Origin of the sequence: Halomonas sp. AOP43-D1-4 (assembly GCF_052446175.1) — a bacterium.
GTDB classification, from domain to species: domain Bacteria; phylum Pseudomonadota; class Gammaproteobacteria; order Pseudomonadales; family Halomonadaceae; genus Vreelandella; species Vreelandella citrativorans.
The window spans coordinates 1-18440 of the sequence record NZ_JBQSVY010000007.1 but is presented as its reverse complement, the minus strand read 5'-3'; the positions used below and the strand labels follow the sequence as shown (position 1 = coordinate 18440).

General features: G+C 54.8%; 14 protein-coding genes. 9 read left to right on the top strand and 5 right to left on the bottom strand.

Annotation, left to right across the window (positions count from 1 at the left end; all coding sequences use genetic code 11):
* Nucleotides 1–2748 (bottom strand): aconitate hydratase AcnA, encoded by a 2748-nt coding sequence (gene acnA, locus ACT3RQ_RS08880; RefSeq protein ID WP_444622209.1) that lies wholly within the window; start codon nucleotides 2746–2748, stop codon nucleotides 1–3.
* Between the two features lie 225 nt (nucleotides 2749–2973).
* Here acnA and trxB point away from each other — a divergent pair, with 225 nt between their 5' ends.
* Entirely contained in the window at nucleotides 2974–3924 is a 951-nt protein-coding gene (trxB, locus tag ACT3RQ_RS08875) for a thioredoxin-disulfide reductase (RefSeq protein ID WP_444640886.1), read from the top strand.
* A gap of 33 nt (nucleotides 3925–3957) precedes the next feature.
* On the opposite strand, the gene ACT3RQ_RS08870 is transcribed toward trxB, so the two are convergent.
* Nucleotides 3958–4488, bottom strand: a complete 531-nt coding sequence (locus ACT3RQ_RS08870; RefSeq protein ID WP_444640888.1) for a GspH/FimT family pseudopilin — start codon at nucleotides 4486–4488, stop codon at nucleotides 3958–3960.
* A 101-nt stretch (nucleotides 4489–4589) separates the two neighbouring features.
* Here ACT3RQ_RS08870 and thiO point away from each other — a divergent pair, with 101 nt between their 5' ends.
* The gene (gene thiO / locus ACT3RQ_RS08865; RefSeq protein WP_444640890.1) at nucleotides 4590–5690 is read left to right on the top strand and encodes a glycine oxidase ThiO; all 1101 of its coding nucleotides are present in this window, start codon (nucleotides 4590–4592) and stop codon (nucleotides 5688–5690) included.
* Here thiO and ACT3RQ_RS08860 read toward each other — a convergent pair.
* Nucleotides 5687–5959, bottom strand: coding sequence for a PP0621 family protein (locus ACT3RQ_RS08860; protein ID WP_444640892.1), 273 nt, complete (start codon nucleotides 5957–5959; stop codon nucleotides 5687–5689). The genes thiO and ACT3RQ_RS08860 overlap by 4 nt on opposite strands.
* 133 nt (nucleotides 5960–6092) lie before the next feature.
* Between ACT3RQ_RS08860 and ACT3RQ_RS08855 the strand changes: the two genes are divergently transcribed.
* Complete coding sequence (locus tag ACT3RQ_RS08855) at nucleotides 6093–7727, top strand: NAD+ synthase (protein ID WP_444622205.1); 1635 nt, start codon at nucleotides 6093–6095, stop codon at nucleotides 7725–7727.
* A gap of 94 nt (nucleotides 7728–7821) precedes the next feature.
* Here ACT3RQ_RS08855 and ACT3RQ_RS08850 read toward each other — a convergent pair whose 3' ends face one another.
* Entirely contained in the window at nucleotides 7822–8622 is an 801-nt protein-coding gene (locus ACT3RQ_RS08850; protein WP_172118945.1) for an outer membrane protein assembly factor BamD, read from the bottom strand.
* Nucleotides 8623–8780: 158 nt separating this feature from the next.
* Between ACT3RQ_RS08850 and rluD the strand changes: the two genes are divergently transcribed.
* From rluD to ilvN, 5 genes are all read left to right on the top strand, one after another.
* Nucleotides 8781–9740, top strand: coding sequence for a 23S rRNA pseudouridine(1911/1915/1917) synthase RluD (gene rluD, locus ACT3RQ_RS08845; RefSeq protein WP_441679376.1), 960 nt, complete (start codon nucleotides 8781–8783; stop codon nucleotides 9738–9740).
* Nucleotides 9737–10495 carry a peptidoglycan editing factor PgeF gene (pgeF, locus tag ACT3RQ_RS08840; protein ID WP_444622203.1) on the top strand — a complete coding sequence of 253 codons (759 nt, stop codon included), beginning with the start codon at nucleotides 9737–9739 and terminating at the stop codon, nucleotides 10493–10495. Before rluD ends, pgeF begins: the two co-directional genes overlap by 4 nt.
* Before the next feature lie 141 nt (nucleotides 10496–10636).
* Nucleotides 10637–13234, top strand: a complete 2598-nt coding sequence (gene clpB / locus ACT3RQ_RS08835) for an ATP-dependent chaperone ClpB (protein ID WP_444680347.1) — start codon at nucleotides 10637–10639, stop codon at nucleotides 13232–13234.
* Nucleotides 13235–13706: 472 nt separating this feature from the next.
* Nucleotides 13707–15431 (top strand): acetolactate synthase 3 large subunit, encoded by a 1725-nt coding sequence (locus ACT3RQ_RS08830; RefSeq protein ID WP_172118948.1) that lies wholly within the window; start codon nucleotides 13707–13709, stop codon nucleotides 15429–15431.
* Entirely contained in the window at nucleotides 15431–15922 is a 492-nt protein-coding gene (gene ilvN / locus ACT3RQ_RS08825; RefSeq protein ID WP_172118949.1) for an acetolactate synthase small subunit, read from the top strand. The genes ACT3RQ_RS08830 and ilvN overlap by 1 nt, the downstream gene beginning before the upstream one ends.
* A gap of 84 nt (nucleotides 15923–16006) precedes the next feature.
* Here the strand turns inward: ilvN and ilvY are convergent, their stop codons facing one another.
* Nucleotides 16007–16894, bottom strand: coding sequence for an HTH-type transcriptional activator IlvY (gene ilvY, locus ACT3RQ_RS08820; protein ID WP_444640896.1), 888 nt, complete (start codon nucleotides 16892–16894; stop codon nucleotides 16007–16009).
* 508 nt (nucleotides 16895–17402) lie between these two features.
* On the opposite strand from ilvY, the gene pssA reads away from it, so the two are divergent.
* Nucleotides 17403–18260, top strand: a complete 858-nt coding sequence (pssA, locus tag ACT3RQ_RS08815; RefSeq protein ID WP_087107270.1) for a CDP-diacylglycerol--serine O-phosphatidyltransferase — start codon at nucleotides 17403–17405, stop codon at nucleotides 18258–18260.
* Nucleotides 18261–18440: the final 180 nt, after the last annotated feature.

Below are 18440 nucleotides of genomic sequence, written 5' to 3'. Positions count from 1 at the left end.
TTATGCGGCGCCGATCATTTTGCGCAGCACGTAGTGAAGGATACCACCATGACGGTAGTAAGCCAGCTCATTGACCGTATCAATTCGACACTTGGCATCAACGGTATGCTCTTTTTCACCGGTTTTAATCACTACCTGCACCGTTTTGCCGGGGCTTAAATCACTTAGTCCCGCAATGGATATCTCTTCATCGCCGGTTAATCCCAGCGTTTCGCGGGTTTCACCTTCCGGGAACTGCAGCGGCACCACGCCCATGCCGATCAGGTTGGAGCGGTGAATACGCTCAAAGGATTCCGCGAGAACCGCGCGAACGCCTAGCAAGCGCGTACCTTTGGCTGCCCAGTCACGCGAAGAGCCGGTGCCATACTCTTTACCAGCAATAACGACCAGCGGTGTGCCAGCCTCCTGGTATTTCATGGCGGCATCGTAAATCGCCATTTGCTCCCCACTGGGAACATAGCGCGTTTCGCCGCCGACCACGCCGTCCAGCATCTCGTTTTTGATACGTACGTTGGCAAAGGTGCCGCGCATCATGACCTCATGATTCCCCCGGCGCGAGCCGTAGGAGTTAAAGTCGACCGGCTTAACGCCATGTTCTTGCAGGTAGCGGCCTGCGGGGCTATCCGGTTTGATCGCGCCTGCGGGGGAAATATGGTCAGTGGTCACCGAGTCGCCCAACATGGCCAGAACGCGGGCATTGCTGACGTCCTCGATCGCATCTGGTTCGCGTCCCATGCCTTCAAAGAAGGGTGGGTGCTGGATGTAAGTAGATTCGGGCCATTGGTAGACCTGACTTTCAGGAACGTCAATTGCCTGCCAGGTTTCATCGCCTTTAAATACCTCACCGTACTCTTTACGGAACATATCGGTATTTACTTTCTCGACGGCCTCGGCAATTTCGGCTTGAGAGGGCCAGATATCCTTTAGATAAACCGGGTTGCCGTCACTGTCCTGGCCGAGTGGCTCCTGAGTTAAATCACGCTGTACATTGCCCGCCAGCGCATAAGCGACGACCAAGGGGGGAGACGCAAGCCAGTTGGTTTTGACCAGCGGATGAACACGGCCTTCAAAGTTACGGTTGCCTGAAAGGACCGAGGCAACGGTTAAATCTCCCTGGTTTACCGCTTTCTCAATCGCTTCAGGCAGTGGGCCTGAGTTGCCGATGCATGTCGTGCAGCCATAACCCACCAGGTTAAAGCCCAGCGCATTCAAATCCTCGTTCAAGTTGGCCGCGGCCAGGTAGTCGGTGACGACCTTGGAGCCAGGCGCCAGCGAGGTTTTCACCCAGGGCTTGGTGGTTAGGCCTTTTTCACGCGCTTTGCGCGCCAGCAGGCCTGCAGCCATCATCACACTGGGGTTGGACGTATTGGTGCATGAGGTGATGGCAGCAATGACCACCGCGCCTGGGTCCAGGCTGAAATCCTGGTCGTCAATGGTGACTTTCTGGCTGGAGGCGTGCTTGAAGTCCCCCTCAAGGCTGCGCTCAATGCCTACGGCTGTCTGGCCGCCTTCGGAGTCGAACTTGCCTTTTTCCGCGTTGGGCTGTGCCTTGGCATCCTCCTGCATGACTTTATTAAAGGCGGCGGCCATGTCTTTTAAGGCAACGCGATCCTGCGGGCGTTTAGGGCCAGCGAGACTGGCTTCCACTTCGGTCATATCAAGGTGCAGGGCATCGGTGAACACCGGCTCATCGCCCGGCTCACGCCATAAGCCCTGCATTTTGCTATAGGCTTCTACTAGCGCAATCTGGTCATCTTCGCGCCCGGTTAAGCGCATATAGTTCAGTGTTTCGTCATCGACCGGGAAGAAGCCGCAGGTAGCGCCGTATTCCGGGGCCATATTGGCAATGGTGGCGCGGTCAGCAAGCGGCAGGTCTTTTAGGCCATCGCCGTAGAATTCGACAAACTTACCCACAACCCCTTTTTTGCGCAGCATCTCCGTCACGGTGAGTACCAGGTCGGTGGCGGTAATGCCTTCTCGCAGTTTGCCGGTCAGTTTGAAGCCGATAACTTCTGGAATCAGCATGGAGACTGGCTGGCCGAGCATGGCCGCTTCCGCCTCAATACCGCCCACGCCCCAGCCTAGCACGCCCAGGCCGTTGATCATGGTGGTGTGGGAGTCGGTGCCCACGAGGGTATCCGGGTAGGCAAATGTGGTGCCGTCCTCTTCCTTGGTCCACACGCTTCGGCCCAGGTACTCAAGGTTTACCTGATGGCAAATACCGGTGCCGGGCGGCACCACGCTGAAGTTATTAAAGGCCTGTTGGCCCCAGCGCAGAAACTCATAACGCTCACGGTTGCGCTGCATTTCAATTTCGACGTTCTCTTCAAACGCTGTCGCGTTACCAAACTTGTCGACCATGACCGAGTGGTCAATCACCAGATCAACCGGAGAAAGAGGATTGATGCGGGCCGGGTCTTCACCCAGTTTTTCTACCGCTGCGCGCATGGAGGCCAAATCGACCACACCGGGTACGCCGGTGAAATCCTGCATTAATACGCGCGCCGGGCGATAGCCGATTTCACGACTGGATTTGCCCTCTTTCTGCCAATCGACAAGGGCTTGCATATCGTCTTTTTCAACGCTTTCATCGTCGGCAAAGCGCAGTTGGTTTTCGAGTAAAATTTTGAGCGATTTGGGGAGTCGGTCAATGTTGCCAAGCGCATCGGCCGCCTTGGGAAGGCTGTAGTAGCGGTACTGTTTGCTACCTACTTCCAACGTTTGAAGCGTATCGGGTGTATTGCTCATGCCTTTCTCCTCTCATTGCGTTGCACGGTATGTCACGCCGCGAAACGGTCACAGTCTTCCTTTTTAGTATGGCTTACATAGTAGTAGGACATGGGTGTTTATAAAGGTTGATTCAAGGTGTCTTCGCCTAATAGTCAATACTTAACCTTGCAATAGCTTGTACTTGGCACCATTTCAGGCAAACTCTTTGCGACTTTATCAGCTAGACATTTACAAGGTGGTGTCATGGAAACGCGTCATGAACGTTTGATTATTCTTGGGTCCGGCCCGGCAGGTTATACAGCGGCCGTGTATGCAGCACGGGCTAACTTAAAGCCTTTGCTGATCACCGGAATGCAAGCGGGTGGCCAGTTAACCACCACGACAGACGTTGATAATTGGCCAGGCGATGCCCAAGGGGTACAAGGCCCTGAGCTGATGGAGCGGATGAAAGCGCACGCCGAGCGCTTTAACACCGAGGTGCTGTTCGATCATATCAATGAAGTCAGCCTTGATGAAAAACCGTTCACCCTCAAGGGCGACAGCGGTATTTACACCTGTGACGCGCTGATTGTGGCCACGGGCGCCAGTGCTCGCTATATCGGGCTACCGTCTGAGCAGCAGTTTATGGGCCAAGGTGTTTCAGCATGTGCCACCTGCGACGGGTTCTTCTACCGTAACCAGGAAGTCATTGTGGTGGGCGGCGGCAATACGGCCGTGGAAGAGGCGCTGTATCTCTCTAATATTGCGTCGAAAGTTACCCTGGTACACCGCCGCGACTCCCTTCGTGCGGAAAAGATCCTGCAAGACAAACTGCTCGAAAAAGTCGAAGCAGGCACTATTGCGCTGGAGTGGTTCCAGGAAATTGATGAAGTACTGGGCGACAACACTGGCGTTACCGGCGTACGGTTGAAATCAACACGGGATGGCACAGTAAAAGAAATCCAGGCGCCAGGCCTCTTTATTGCCATCGGCCATCACCCCAACACCGGGATGTTTGAAGGCCAGCTGGTTATGAACGGCGGCTATATCAAGGTGAATTCAGGGCTTGAAGGAAATGCTACCGCCACCAGCGTGCCGGGTGTGTTCGCGTGTGGCGATGTGATGGATCACATCTATCGTCAGGCCATTACTTCGGCGGGCAGTGGCTGTATGGCCGCGCTGGATGCCGAGCGTTATCTGGACGGTATCGCCTAATCAAGTTGTTCAAGAAGGGAAAGCCGCCTGCCGCTAACAGCTGGCAGGCGGCTCTGCAATACGAGCCCGGCCAAGCGTACTGAGTACCAGGCTTGCCCCCTCAGTGCTGCTGTGTGTGCTGGCAGGGCAGATGGAGAACGTACTGTTAAACCCCGTGGCATGCCCGAGCGGGGTGTATTTAATCCGCGCATGACCGTTCTTGCTAACGTGAACGCCACTGGTTGATGGAAACACCCGGATTATCTCGTCTTTATGGATGCCACGGGTCTTGTCGGCGCTAACCACCATCAGTTCATTCCCCCAATCACGCGCACAAGCGCTGCGGTCAGCCGTCGCGGGGCACAAGGTAATATCGCGGTGCTGAGTAATGGCGGTACTGCGAGCTAACGTGAGTGCGGTTTGTAGTCGGTTCACTTCGCTGGTAACCGCAGTACGCTCACTCAGTGATTGAAGGCCGGGTATGCCCCAAGCCGCCAATATGCCTGCCAGAATCAGCACAATCAGCAGCTCAATGAGCGTAAACCCTTGAAGGTAGGTTGGATATTCGCTGTGCTTGTGCGTCATGCAGTCTTCCCTGTGACTTGACCTGCTCGGCCTCCTCGCTATGCTCACTGTCCGTATCCGGCCTGGGCCGGTCATCAAGTAAGCCAGAGTAGGCAATGCCTGTGAGCGATTTTCTAATTATTGGCGGCGGTGTGATCGGCATGCTGACCGCGTTGCAGTTAGCGGATGCCGGTCAACACGTCACACTTGTTGAGCGCGGCATGTGTGGCAAAGAGGCCTCCTGGGCGGGTGGTGGCATTGTATCACCGCTCTATCCGTGGCGTTACGCACCGCCCATTTCGCAACTTTCTCGCTGGTCGGAAGGAGTTTACCCAACGCTTGCGCTACGTTTGCTGGAAGAAACCGGCATTGACCCTGAGTATCGTCAAAAGGGGTTGCTCTATTTAAATGTCGATGATGACGATAAAGCACTGCAGTGGGCGCGTCAGCTAGGCAAACCGCTGGTGCAGGTTAACGCTGATTTCGTGCAACAAAAAGAACCCGATGTTGCCATTGCCCATGAAAATGCCTTGTGGATGCCAACCCTTGGCAGTGTGCGAAACCCACGGCTTGGCCAGGCGCTGCGCGCTAAACTACTCGCCATGCCCAATGTAACGCTACGGGAGCAGTGCGAGGTGCATGACGTGATACGCCGTGGTGGCCAGGTGGTGGGTGTTAACACCTCGCAAGGCGTGGTGGAGGCGGGGCGGTTGGTCGTGTGCGGTGGTGCCTGGAGTGCAGGGCTTTTGGCTACGCTTGACGTGGCGTTACCCGTACGCCCAGTGAAAGGCCAGATGATCGCCTACCAGGCGCCTGCCGGGCTTGTGCAGCGGGTCGTCTTGAAAGATGGTCGCTATGTAATTCCGCGCAGCGACGGTCTGCTGCTCGTCGGCTCCACCCTGGAAGACACCGGGTTTGATAAAGCTACCGATGAGGAGGCGCTGGCCTCGTTAAAGCAGAGCGCTGAGCGTATTGTTCCCGCGCTGGCGGACTGCCCGGTTGCTTATCACTGGGCAGGCCTGCGCCCCGGCTCACCCGATGGCATCCCGTTTATTGGCGCACTTCCAGAGCAGCCCAACGTCTACGTAAACGCCGGGCATTACCGCAATGGGCTCGTGCTGGCGCCTGCTTCCACCCACTTGCTGGTGGACCAGCTGCTTGACCGGATGCCGTTGATTGACCCTACGCCCTACTTGCCGACGCAAGCACGGTTAAAGGGTTAAGCGCCGTCGTTTTTATCCTGTTGTTCTTGAAGATAACGGTCGCGATGGGCGCTGCAGCAGAACCACTGTTCGTGGTCGCGCAGTGCCTCGCTTTCCGGGACATGGACCTCACACCAGAGGCAGCGCACCATTTGGCCGCCTTCGTGACGGTTCAAGGCATTGCGCTCCGCGTCGCGGTCGAGTTTGTGCTGCCGATACATGCCGTAAAGCTTTAGGCCTGCGTAAAACAGCACAGCGAAAATTATCAAGCGAATAATCAAAAGGTTCATCCTTGCCAGTCCTCCTAAACGGAGCCGAAAACGATCAATGCGCATGCGGGCTTTGCCAGCAGGCAGTCCTTGCGGGACAATGCATTGACGCAGGTAATAATGTTCCAAGGATTCTCAAGAGATTTTAACGCCCATGCAAGATTTAACGCTGGTAATGGCCCAACTCGATCCGCTTGTCGGGGATATTCCCGGTAATGCGGCGCGCGCTATTGAAGCCGTGCGCGAAGCGCGCATTGAGCATGGGGCAGATATTGTTATCTTCCCTGAGCTGTTTTTGTCCGGTTACCCACCGGAAGATTTATTGCTGCGCCCCTCCATGGAAGCACGGTTGCGCGAAGCGCGGGCCAAAATGGCAGAAAAGGTCGCCCGCGACGTGCTGGTGATTATTGGTTATCCGGGGACCCGTGAAGGCAAGTGCTATAACATGGCGGGCGTGCTGTATAACGGCCAGTGGGAGGCCGAATACGCCAAGCAAGCGCTACCCAATTACCAGGTTTTCGATGAGCAGCGCTACTTTACTCCAGGCACAGAGCCGTTGGTGTATGAGCATAAGGGGGCCAAGCTCGGTCTTTTAATTTGTGAGGACCTGTGGGAAGGCGCGCCTGCACGGGCTGCCACCGCCGCCGGGGCGGAAGTGCTGATTAGCCTGAACGCCTCCCCTTATCATCAGGATAAACCAGACGAACGGCTCCGCTTGCTGGAGCTGCGCGCGCAAGATGTAAGCCGCCCGATTGTGTATGTGAATACCATTGGTGGCCAGGATGAGTTGGTGTTCGACGGCGGTTCCAGTTGTGTGGATGCACAGGGCCAGCTAAAAGTGCTTGCTCCGTATTGGCAGGCAGGCTTAATGCCGGTGCAACTGTTGCAAACCAGCGCCTCTACCTGGGAGCCGCAGTCAGGTGAAATTGAGCCGGATGCCGAGCCAGAAGAGAGCCTGTACTGTGCGCTGGTAACGGGGCTGCGTGATTACGTCAATAAAAGTGGCTTTGAAGGCGTGGTGCTGGGTCTTTCCGGCGGAATCGACTCGGCGCTGTCCTTGGCGATTGCGGTAGACGCACTGGGCCCACAGCGCGTTCAGGCAGTGATGATGCCGTACCACTACACTGCGGATATCTCCCGGCAGGATGCTGCCCTTCAGGCAGAAATGCTTGGCGTGCATTACGACATTTTGCCTATCGAGTCCATGGTCGATGCCTTTATGGCGACGCTTTCGGAAAGCTTTACGGGCACTGAACGTGATACCACCGAAGAGAACCTCCAGTCGCGCTGTCGGGGCGTACTGCTGATGGCACTTTCCAATAAGAAAGGCCTGATGGTACTGACCACCGGCAACAAAAGTGAAATGGCGGTGGGCTATGCCACGCTGTATGGCGACATGGTGGGTGGCTATAACGCCATCAAGGATGTCTATAAAACCTGGGTATACCGCCTGGCCCGCTGGCGTAATACGCAGTCTCCTGCTATTCCTGAGCGCGTCATTGAGCGTCCGCCCAGCGCAGAGCTTGCGCCTGACCAGCAGGATAGCGATTCGCTACCTGATTACGATGTGTTGGACGCTATCCTCATGTGCTATATCGAAGGTGATATGAGTGCTGAAGCGATCATCGCAGCGGGTTATGACCATGAAGATGTCTATCAAGTGGTCAAGCTGGTAGACCGTTGTGAGTACAAACGTCGCCAGGCCCCGGTGGGCGTGCGCGTCACATCGCGCGGCTTTGGACGTGATCGCCGTTACCCGATTGTTAACGGTTGGCAGCCGGGCGATTAACAGGTATTAGCGTAACGCCAACTAAAAAAAACCACGCCGAGGCGTGGTTTTTTGGGAGGGTAAACCGTACTGTCATCAGTCCATTACATTCATTTTAGTGCTTGGGTACAAAGCGGTCGCCTTGAAGTTGCTCGTGGTCGGGAGCATTTTCACGCAGTACGATGATGACTTCTTGAGCGCGATCGTTCATGCCCAAACCCTGATAACCCTCGATCATAACGGCCAGTGCGTCGCGGGTGGCATTGGATTCGGGGTAGTTTTCGATCACCCAACGCCCACGCTCGACAGCGGCCAGGTAAGCCCCACGGCGCAGGTAATAGTCGGCAACATGCAGTTCATGCTGGGCCAGCAAGTCGCGCAAATAAATAATGCGCTGCTGCGCATCCGGGGCGTATTCACTTTGCGGGTAGCGCTGGATCAGTTCACGGAAGTCGTTATACGCATCGCGCGAGGCGCCTATGTCGCGCTTGGAAATATCAATTAAGCGAAGGCGCTCAAGGCTGAAACGACCCGCCTGCCAGGCAGAAAGTCCGCGCAGGTAGTAGGCATAATCAACCTGCGGGTGGTCGGGGTGCAGGCGAATAAACCGACTGGCGGCGGCGCGTGCTTCTTCCCAGTCACCGTTTTCATAGTAGGCGTACACCAGCTCTAATTGCGCCTGTTCAGCATGGGGGCCGAAAGGGTAGCGTGTATCCAACGCTTCCAGCCGCTCAATCGCAATGGGGTAGCGGTTGCTATCCAGCGCGGTGCGAGCAAGTTCGTAGAGCTCACGCTCTTGCACTCCGGAAAACTCATCTTCTTCTTCCGGGGTCGTGTCATTACTGGCGCAGCCTGCCAATAAGGCAAGACTTAAAGCAAGGGCACCAAAGCGGTTGGCAGCAGAAAAAACGCGCATCATCATCCTCGTTGCAAACAAGCCTCAATCACCGAAAAGCGACGATGGCCATAAGTAGAAATGGTAGAATAGGTCGCAGTAAGCCCACTATAAATCACCTCGACGCAAAACGCAGGCTTAGTGGCGTTTTGTCGAGTGTTGTCAAAGGAAATAACGTCATGCCCCGGATAGTTGAAGCCATGCAGCGCGTGCCCGCAACACTTGCAGGTGCACGGTTGGATCAAGCAGCGGCGGAGTTATTCAGCGATTACTCACGCGAGCGCCTGAAAGCATGGATCAACGCGGGTGAGCTAACCATCGATGGCGCCCAGGCCAAGCCGAAAGCGAAGCTGCACGGTGATGAAATGCTAGTGTTAAAGGCCACCATTGAAGAAGATCTGCGTTTTGAAGCGCAGGACATACCGCTGAGCATTGTCTATGAAGATGATGCCGTGATGGTGATCAACAAACCCACCAATATGGTGGTGCATCCTGCGGCGGGCAATCGTGATGGCACTTTGCTCAACGCGCTGCTTTATCATCACCCGGCACTTGCTGAAGTGCCTCGCGCGGGGATTGTTCACCGCTTGGATAAAGATACTACTGGCTTGATGATGGTGGCTAAAACTATTCAAGCGCAAACGGCCCTGGTTGAGCAACTGCAGGCACGCAGCGTATCACGCCAGTATGACGCGGTGGTGATCGGTAAGCCCGTGGCAGGCAGCACCATTGATGCGCCTATTGGCCGCCATCCTAAAGACCGTAAACGCCAGGCTGTCACCAACGCTGGTAAACCTGCCGTGACCCATTTTCGCGTTGTGGAGCGTTTTCGCGCGCATACGCACGTTCGCTGTAAGCTGGAAACCGGGCGCACGCATCAGATACGCGTGCATATGTCCCATGCCCGTTACCCATTGATTGGCGACCCGCTCTATAGCGGACGTGCCAAGCTGCCACCTGGTGCTGCCGGACCGCTTAAGGAGATCCTGCGTGAGTTCCCGCGCCAGGCGCTGCATGCCCGCGAGCTAAGCTTTGTGCACCCGGTGAGTGGTGAAACACTGACTTTTTACGCCGATTTGCCCGATGATCTACTAATGTTGTTGGACTACCTGCGCGAAGACAGTGAGACCATGCAATGAGTGATGCCATCGATTTACGGCCAACGCTACTAATACCGGATTGGCCTGCGCCTGATAATGTGCAGGCCTTTGTGAGCACCCGGGAAACGGGCCCTAGCCAGGAAGCGTTTGCCGCGTTCAATCCCGCCTCTCACGTCGGTGATAACCCTGAGCATGTGGCGCTTTGCCGCCGCTTGATGCAAAAAGAGATTGGCGATGAGCGCCCGCTGCTATGGCTAAATCAAACGCATGGCGCGCGCGTTCAGCAGGGCTACCAGGCCGACGTGCCAGAGGCCGATGCTGCCGTCGCCACCTCCAATGAATACGCCTGTGTCGTGCTGACCGCAGACTGCCTGCCGGTGATGTTTTGTAATCAAGCCGGAACGCAAGTGGCGGTTGCTCACGCCGGTTGGCGCGGGCTGGCCGGAGGCGTTTTAGAGGCGACAGTGGCCGCCATGAATAGCGAGCCCGAGGATATTCTCGTATGGCTAGGCCCGGCTATTTCCAATGCTCAGTTTGAAGTTGGGCCGGAAGTGTATGGCGCCTTTGTTGCCGTACACCCAGAAACTGCGGAAGCGTTTGACCATAGTCCCTATCGAATGGGGCACTACATGGCCGATTTGTACCGGCTGGCGCGGTTTCGCTTGGAAGCGCTCGGTGTTGAACATATTAGCGGTGGGCACTTCTGTACTGCCTGCGAATCGCGTTTTTACTCTTATCGGCGTGATGGCGGTACGACGGGGCGCATGGCCAGTGTGATCTGGGTCAAAAAATAACCAGGTTGGCATTATCTCCTCTTGAAAACGGCGGAACTAGCACCATTTAACTTACAAAGCTAATATTTATTAGGAAAGTGGACAGCAGTTTTTTCCGAAACGCCGTGCGTTCGGGCGCAGGGCTAATCCAAGAGGCTCACTATGCGTTTTGATAAGTTTACTGCCAAGCTTCAGGCCGCTATTGCTGAAGCGCAATCCTTGGCCGTTGGCCGCGGCCATAACCAGTTAGACCCTTCCCATCTTCTTCTTGCGCTACTGGATACCAAGGATACGGGTATTAAAGCCCTGATCGAAAAATCCGGAGGCTCAAGCTCGCGTCTGCGTGATGGGTTAGTGCAGCAGCTTGATAACTTACCTAAAGTAAGCCAGTTCGATGGCGAAGTGCAGCCATCACGGGATTTCATTAAATTATTCAACCTGACCGACCGTGAAGCACAAGCGCGTGGCGACCAGTTCATTGCCAGCGAACTCGTGCTGCTGGCGGCGCTGGAAATGAATGGCCCGCTTGCCAAGTTAATGAAAGAGGCGGGCGTTAACCGGAAGTCCCTTGAGGCGGCGATTAATAGCCTGCGCGGTGGGGAAAGTGTTGATGATCCTAACGCTGAAGATCAGCGGGAATCGCTCAACAAGTATACCCTTGACCTTACTCAGCGCGCGCTGGATGGCAAGCTTGACCCGGTGATTGGTCGTGATGATGAAATCCGCCGCACCATTCAGGTATTGCAGCGCCGTACCAAAAATAACCCGGTTTTGATTGGCGAGCCTGGCGTCGGTAAAACGGCGATTGTTGAAGGGCTGGCGCAGCGTATCGTTAATGGTGAAGTGCCGGAAGGCTTAAAAGACAAACGCGTACTGTCGCTGGATATGGGCTCGCTGTTAGCAGGTGCCAAATTCCGCGGTGAGTTTGAAGAGCGCTTAAAGTCGGTTCTTAAAGAGCTTGCCCAGGAAGAGGGGCGGGTCATTCTGTTTATCGATGAGTTGCACACCATGGTCGGTGCCGGTAAGGCGGAAGGCGCGATGGACGCGGGCAATATGCTCAAACCTGCGCTTGCACGGGGTGAGCTGCACTGCGTGGGCGCGACCACGCTGGATGAGTATCGCAAATATATTGAAAAGGACGCGGCACTTGAGCGTCGGTTCCAGAAAGTGTTGGTCGATGAGCCGACGGAAGAAGATACCGTGGCCATTCTGCGCGGCTTAAAAGAGCGTTATGAAGTGCACCACGGCGTGGATATTACCGACTCGGCGATTATTGCTGCGGCGAAGCTTTCCACTCGCTATATCACTGATCGGCAGTTGCCCGATAAAGCGATAGATCTGATTGATGAAGCGGCTTCGCGGATTCGTATGGAGCTTGATTCCAAGCCCGAAGCAATGGACCGCCTGGACCGGCGTTTAATCCAGCTCAAGATGGAGCGGGAAGCGCTTAAAAAAGAGACCGACGAGGCGACTAAAAAACGCCTTGAAGCGCTTAACAACCAGATTCATGAGTTTGAGCGCGAGTATGCCGACCTGGATGAAGTCTGGAAGGCAGAAAAAGCCAGTATCCAAGGCTCGGCTCAGTTCAAGGCAGAGCTGGAGCAGGCGCGCCTTGACCTGGAACAGGCACGACGGCAGGGCGATTTAGGGCGCATGTCGGAAATTCAGTACGGGCAAATCCCTGAGCTGGAAAAGAAAATTGCCGAAAGCGGTGAAAGTGAAGCCGATATTACCAAGCACCAACTGCTGCGCTCCAACGTGACGGAAGAGGAAATAGCAGAGGTGGTATCGCGCTGGACCGGCATTCCGGTGTCCAAAATGCTGGAAGGCGAGCGCGATAAATTGCTGCGGATGGAAGATGCTCTGCATGAGCGGGTCATTGGCCAGGATGAGGCAGTTGAAGCTGTTGCCAACGCCGTGCGGCGCTCACGTGCGGGGTTGTCCGACCCTAACCGGCCGAACGGTTCGTTCCTGTTCCTTGGGCCTACCGGGGTGGGTAAAACCGAGCTTTGCAAGTCATTGGCCAACTTCCTGTTCGACACCGAAGAGGCCATGGTGCGTATTGATATGTCGGAATTCATGGAGAAGCACTCCGTGGCGCGGTTGATCGGTGCGCCTCCCGGCTATGTAGGTTACGAAGAGGGCGGCTATTTAACCGAGGCGGTGCGCCGTAAACCTTACTCCGTGCTGTTGCTGGATGAGGTGGAAAAGGCTCACCCGGATGTTTTCAATATCCTGCTGCAGGTATTGGAAGATGGTCGGTTAACGGATGGCCAGGGCCGCACGGTGGATTTCCGCAATACCGTGATCGTGATGACCTCCAACATGGGCTCAGACATTATTCAGCGCATGGGCGGTGACGTCAGCGCTGATAAAGAAAGCGCCTATGAGGACATGAAAAACAAGGTCATGGAGGTGGTGGGTAATCACTTCCGCCCTGAGTTGATCAACCGGATTGATGAAGTGGTCGTCTTCCATGCCTTGGGTCAGGAGCAAATTCAGGCAATTGCAGGCATTCAACTGGAGCGCTTGAGAGCCCGCTTGGCTGAGCACGATTTAGGCCTTGAGGTGAGCGATGACGCCATGGCGCAACTAGCGGTTGTTGGGTTTGACCCTGTCTATGGCGCGCGGCCACTCAAGCGTGCTATTCAGAGCCGGATCGAGAATCCGCTGGCGCAAGACTTGCTGGCAGGCAAGTTTTCACCCGGCGATGTTATTCGGGTGAGTGCCTCGGACGGTAAGCTTGCGTTTAATAGCTAACCGCTCACTGATAATCAGACGTTCTTGGTTATAACCATATGCCCCGCTCGGCCTTGCCGGCGGGGCTTTTTTTGTCTCAAATCGCTCCTTTGCACATTCATCGGGCATTGATGGTTGACATGCCAAGAGCCTAATGGAATCTTATCTGTTCCTGATTTGCGGGCGCGGACCTACGGGTAACCCCTTTTCACCGCGCGAAGGGTAGGCGTAAGCCTTTACCCGCCGAAGGACTTCCGGGTTTGAGCTAACCGCTCAGCCTGGCCAACGCCCCGACACGGCAATCAGCCGTGAAAGAGAGCCACTGATGTATGTTGTTATGGATCAGTGCCTCTCAGAGAGTGCAGGCCCTAACCGGGCCGTATGCCAGGGTTTGGCATCAGGTGCCGGCATGGGCCGGCAGCGGCATACCGCCGCACTCGACACCGCAGGATGTCCTGCGGATCGCACTCGAGACCTCCAGGGGAGAAATACAGTGGAACTGCTTTCCGGCGCAGATATGATCGCCCGCTTCTTGAAAGATGAGGGCGTTGAGTACATTTATGGTTATCCCGGCGGCGCGGCGCTGCATATTTATGATGCGCTGTTCCGCCAGGACGATGTGAAGCACATTCTTGTGCGTCACGAACAAGCGGCCACGCATGCCGCCGACGGTTACGCTCGCGCCTCGGGTAAGCCAGGTGTGGTGCTGGTCACATCAGGGCCTGGTGCAACCAATGCCGTCACCGGTATTGCGACCGCCTATATGGATTCCATTCCGATGGTGGTGCTGTGCGGCCAAGTGGCCAGCCATCTGATTGGCGAAGACGCCTTCCAGGAAACCGATATCGTGGGTGTCACCCGGCCTATCGTGAAGCACAGCTTTTCGATTCGTCATCCGTCTGAAATTCCGGAAGTGCTTAAAAAAGCCTTTTATCTGGCTTCTACCGGGCGCCCCGGCCCTGTGGTGGTCGATATTCCCAAGGATATGACCGCGCCGACCGAGCGCTACGAGTACATCTACCCGAAAAAGGTCAAGCTGCGCTCGTATAACCCGGTGACACGTGGCCATACAGGGCAGATTAAAAAAGCCATCGAGCTAATGCTTAAAGCCAAGCGCCCGGTGTTTTATACCGGTGGTGGTGTGGTGACCGGTAAAGCCAGTGAAGGCTTAACCGATCTGGTCAAAAAGCTGGGTTTCCCCATTACCACCACGCTGATGGGCATTGGCGCATACCCGCAAAGCGATCGTCAAAGCCTTGGCTGGCTGGGCATGCACGGCTCTTATGAGTCCAACATGGCCATGCACCACGCTGATTTGATTATCGCTATTGGCGCACGCTTTGATGACCGGGTTACCAACAACACGTCGAAGTTCTGCCCCACGGCGAAAATTATTCACGTTGATGTTGATCCTAGCTCTATCTCTAAAACCGTGCGTGCTGATGTGCCTATCGTAGGGCCTGCCGCTAGCGTTATTAATGAGATGATTAGCCTGGTTCAGGGCCATCCCATTGCGCATCCTGAAGCACTTGCTGAGTGGTGGGAAAAGATCGATGGCTGGCGTGCCGAGCGTAAAGGCAAGCTTTACGAACCGTCCAAGCCAGGTGAAGCGTTAAAGTCGCAGGAAGTTGTTGAAGCGCTGTGCCGGATAACGCGCGGTGAAGCATTTGTTACGACCGACGTAGGTCAGCACCAGATGTTTGCGGCTCAGTACTACAAGTTTGATAAGCCCAACCGGCTGATTACCTCAGGCGGTCTTGGCACCATGGGCTTTGGCTTCCCGGCCGCCATGGGGATCAAGCAGAACTACCCGGACGACGACGTCGTGTGTGTTACCGGGGAAGGCAGCTTCCAGATGATGATGCAGGAACTCTCCACCTGTAAGCAGTACGGCGTAGGGGTCAAAATTCTCAATCTGAACAATGCCTCGCTAGGCATGGTGCGTCAGTGGCAGGACCTGAACTACAAGTCACGTCATGCGCACTCTTATATGGAATCACTGCCTGATTTCCATCTGTTGATTGAGGCTTATGGATTTACCGCGATTACCGTCACTACTCAGGATGAGCTTGAACCGGCGCTTGAGCGTGCATTTGCCGACAAGCACGAACTGGTGTTCCTTGACGTGAAGGTGGATCCTTTCGAGCACGTCTACCCGATGCAGGTGCCGTTAGGCTCCATGCGCGACATGCTGCTGTCTAAAACGGAGCGTACCTGATGCGACATATCATCTCGATTCTGTTGGAAAACGAACCGGGTGCGCTGTCACGTGTGGTCGGCCTGTTTTCCCAGCGTAACTTCAACATTGAAACGCTTAACGTAGCGCCTACGGAAGATGCGTCGCTTTCGCGGTTGACGGTGACCACGGTTGGCGATGATCGTGTCATTGAGCAGATCACCAAGCACCTCAACAAGCTGATTGATGTGGTGAAGCTGGTTGACTTGACCGAAGGCAACCATATCGAGCGTGAGCTGATGATGGTGAAGGTAAAGGCATTGGGGGCTGCCCGCGATGAAGTGAAGCGTACCGTGGATATTTTTCGGGCGCAGATCGTCGATGTCACACCTAATCTATATACCGTGCAGATTACCGGTGATGCCGCCAAGTTGGACGCTTTTCTGCAGGCCATGGCGCCAGTAGGGATTCTTGAAGTGGCGCGTACTGGCGTTTCTGGTATTGCGCGTGGTGACAAGGTGCTATCGATTTAATTACCTGATCACTGCACGTTTAGCCAAGCTGTATTGCTCGACCCAAAAGCACCGTCTCGCCGAGGCGGTGCTTTTTATAATCGATTAGCGTTCGCTAATCGCAGACCAAAGCGCCTCAATAAGCGGATTTTTTAAACGCCGATTTAGGACGCAAAGGCCCACGTCATAGTGGGGCAGCTCTGGTTTTACGTTTAACATGCGAACGCGGTTGGCAAGCGGGCTGTTATCCAGAACGATTTTGGGAACCACGCCTACGCCAAAGCCCAGCCCCACCATACTAACAATCGCTTCGTGCCCGGCCACCTGGGCGTAGATTCGAGGCGTGATACCCATCGCTTTAAACCAGGTGTTGGCGTACTCCCGCGATAAGCCTGCTTCAGAAAGAATCATGGGCACTTGCTGCCACTGTGCTGCCGTTGAGCTTTCAGGGAAGCTGGGTAGCCAATCACACGGTTCGTTAGGCGCGATAAATACCAGTGGTGAACGTGTTAATGACTTAAACACCAGCGCATTAGGGGGAATGCGGGGGCGCGGCGTAATCGCCATATCATCGTCACCCTCCATTACTCTTTTCATTGCATTCGCCGGATCACCGGTATGCAGCTTTAACTCAATGCCGGGATGACGTGTTCGTACATCGCTTAATAGCTCATACAGAAAGCTGTAACTGGCAGTTACTGAGCAGTAGATGCTGATCTCACCGCTCAGCATGGTCGCTTCATTGGCCAGGCGACGCTTGGTCATTTCCCACTGTTCTAACGTTTCGCGTGCGTAGTGCTGAAAACTGAGCCCTTGGGGAGTCAGTGCGACATGGCGGTTGTCACGCTCGAATAGCCGAGTGGCCAACTCCTCCTCCAACTGCTGAATAGAGCGGCTAAGCGTCGATGGGCTTATGTGGCTCAACTCGCTGGCGCGGCCAAAATGGAGCGTGTCAGAAAGCGTGACAAAGTGCTTCAGTAAGCGAAAATCCATGCCAGTACCGTCATTTCAATATGTGAAATAGTTTGTTGCAAATACAGCGTTTTACGCAAAGATACGTGTGTCGTAAAGTTGCTTGACGCTTTACCAGCGCTGCACTAGACGGCGCGGTGGCCATCAGCGCTGACACGCTACTATAACAACGTAATGACTTAATAATGGTTTTCTGAAACCTCGCTTACGTGGTTGTCACGGTAAAAATGGTGACCTTTTCCTGGTTTAAGACCAACAGTCACTGCAGATGAAATTGCCAGATAAGCCCTAAACTGCATGATGCTCTGGATCACGGTCAGTTGGTTGGCAAATTCAGGGCTAGTGTTTTCAAGCAGTAGGTGCTTATTAACTTGGTGACGGGGTGCGCTTTGGCGCACCCCGTTTGTTTTATAGGGCTAGCCGCCATGCATTTTTGTCTACGTGCGGTAATTGACTGGCTGACTAAAGCTCACCGTGTAGAATGAAAGTGTTCACTAGTTTGTGGCTTTTTATTAAACGGATGACACCTATGATTCAGGACGCTCGCGATCAAGAGCAGGCCAGTACACCCCAGCCCGAAAACCACGACCAGACTCAAAAGGTCGATAATGAGGATTTAGCTGCCGCCTTTCTACGCGACACAGAGATCGTCGAAGATGCGGTAGAGGATGGCAAGAAAGTTCGCCGCAAGGGAATCTACTTACTGCCCAACCTGTTTACTACGTCCGCTCTGTTTTCAGGCTTCTTTGCCGTTGTCGCCGGTATTAACGGTGATTTTACATCGGCTGCAGTCGCTATTTTCATTGCTATGGTGCTGGATGGACTGGATGGCCGCGTTGCGCGTATGACCAATACGCAAAGCGAATTTGGGGCTGAGTACGATAGTCTGGCCGATATGATTTCCTTTGGTATGGCGCCTGCGCTTGTCGCGTTCACCTGGATTTTGCAGGATATCGGGAAGACCGGCTGGGTGGTCGCGTTTCTCTATGTCGCCTGCGCGGCACTTCGCTTGGCACGCTTTAATGTACAAAACGGAAGTGTTGATAAGAAGTGGTTTATCGGCCTTCCTAGTCCATCAGCGGCAGCACTGGTGGCTGCGTGTGTTTGGACCTTCCACAGCTTTGATGCGGATGCGTTTGGCTTCAAGCTGCTGATGTTGGTTGTTGTGGCGGCCGCCGGTATTCTGATGGTCAGCAACATCCGCTATTACAGCTTCAAAGATCTCGACTTTAGAAAGCCCGTACCCTTTGTAGTGTTGCTGGCCGTTGTATTGGGGTTTGTCATGATTTCGGTCGAACCGTCTGTAATGCTGCTCTTGCTGTTTGGTGCCTATGTGCTCTCAGGCCCGGCGTATGCGCTTATGCGCAAGGCAAAACCCAAAAGCTGAGCTTTTTAACTGAGCTTTTTGAAACTATCTTCAAAAAGGCCTTGCCAAACCGGCAGCGAATCCGTAAAGTACGCATCCGCTGCCGGGGACGCCCAGCGTTACCAGCGGTGAAGAAGGTGAAAATCTTCGGTTTGTCAGGAGGTTAGCGAGGTTTAAGTCGCTTGCTTCACCCGCTGAAAA

Excerpts from the sequence above, each read along its gene's own strand:
- acnA (WP_444622209.1), bottom strand. The coding sequence starts at position 2,748 with ATGAGCAATACACCCGATACGCTTCAAACGTTGGAAGTAGGTAGCAAA.
- trxB (WP_444640886.1), top strand. The coding sequence starts at position 2,974 with ATGGAAACGCGTCATGAACGTTTGATTATTCTTGGGTCCGGCCCGGCA.
- ACT3RQ_RS08870 (WP_444640888.1), bottom strand. The coding sequence starts at position 4,488 with ATGACGCACAAGCACAGCGAATATCCAACCTACCTTCAAGGGTTTACG.
- ACT3RQ_RS08860 (WP_444640892.1), bottom strand. The coding sequence starts at position 5,959 with ATGAACCTTTTGATTATTCGCTTGATAATTTTCGCTGTGCTGTTTTAC.
- ACT3RQ_RS08855 (WP_444622205.1), top strand. The coding sequence starts at position 6,093 with ATGCAAGATTTAACGCTGGTAATGGCCCAACTCGATCCGCTTGTCGGG.
- ACT3RQ_RS08850 (WP_172118945.1), bottom strand. The coding sequence starts at position 8,622 with ATGCGCGTTTTTTCTGCTGCCAACCGCTTTGGTGCCCTTGCTTTAAGT.
- rluD (WP_441679376.1), top strand. The coding sequence starts at position 8,781 with ATGCCCCGGATAGTTGAAGCCATGCAGCGCGTGCCCGCAACACTTGCA.
- pgeF (WP_444622203.1), top strand. The coding sequence starts at position 9,737 with ATGAGTGATGCCATCGATTTACGGCCAACGCTACTAATACCGGATTGG.
- clpB (WP_444680347.1), top strand. The coding sequence starts at position 10,637 with ATGCGTTTTGATAAGTTTACTGCCAAGCTTCAGGCCGCTATTGCTGAA.
- ilvN (WP_172118949.1), top strand. The coding sequence starts at position 15,431 with ATGCGACATATCATCTCGATTCTGTTGGAAAACGAACCGGGTGCGCTG.
- ilvY (WP_444640896.1), bottom strand. The coding sequence starts at position 16,894 with ATGGATTTTCGCTTACTGAAGCACTTTGTCACGCTTTCTGACACGCTC.
- pssA (WP_087107270.1), top strand. The coding sequence starts at position 17,403 with ATGATTCAGGACGCTCGCGATCAAGAGCAGGCCAGTACACCCCAGCCC.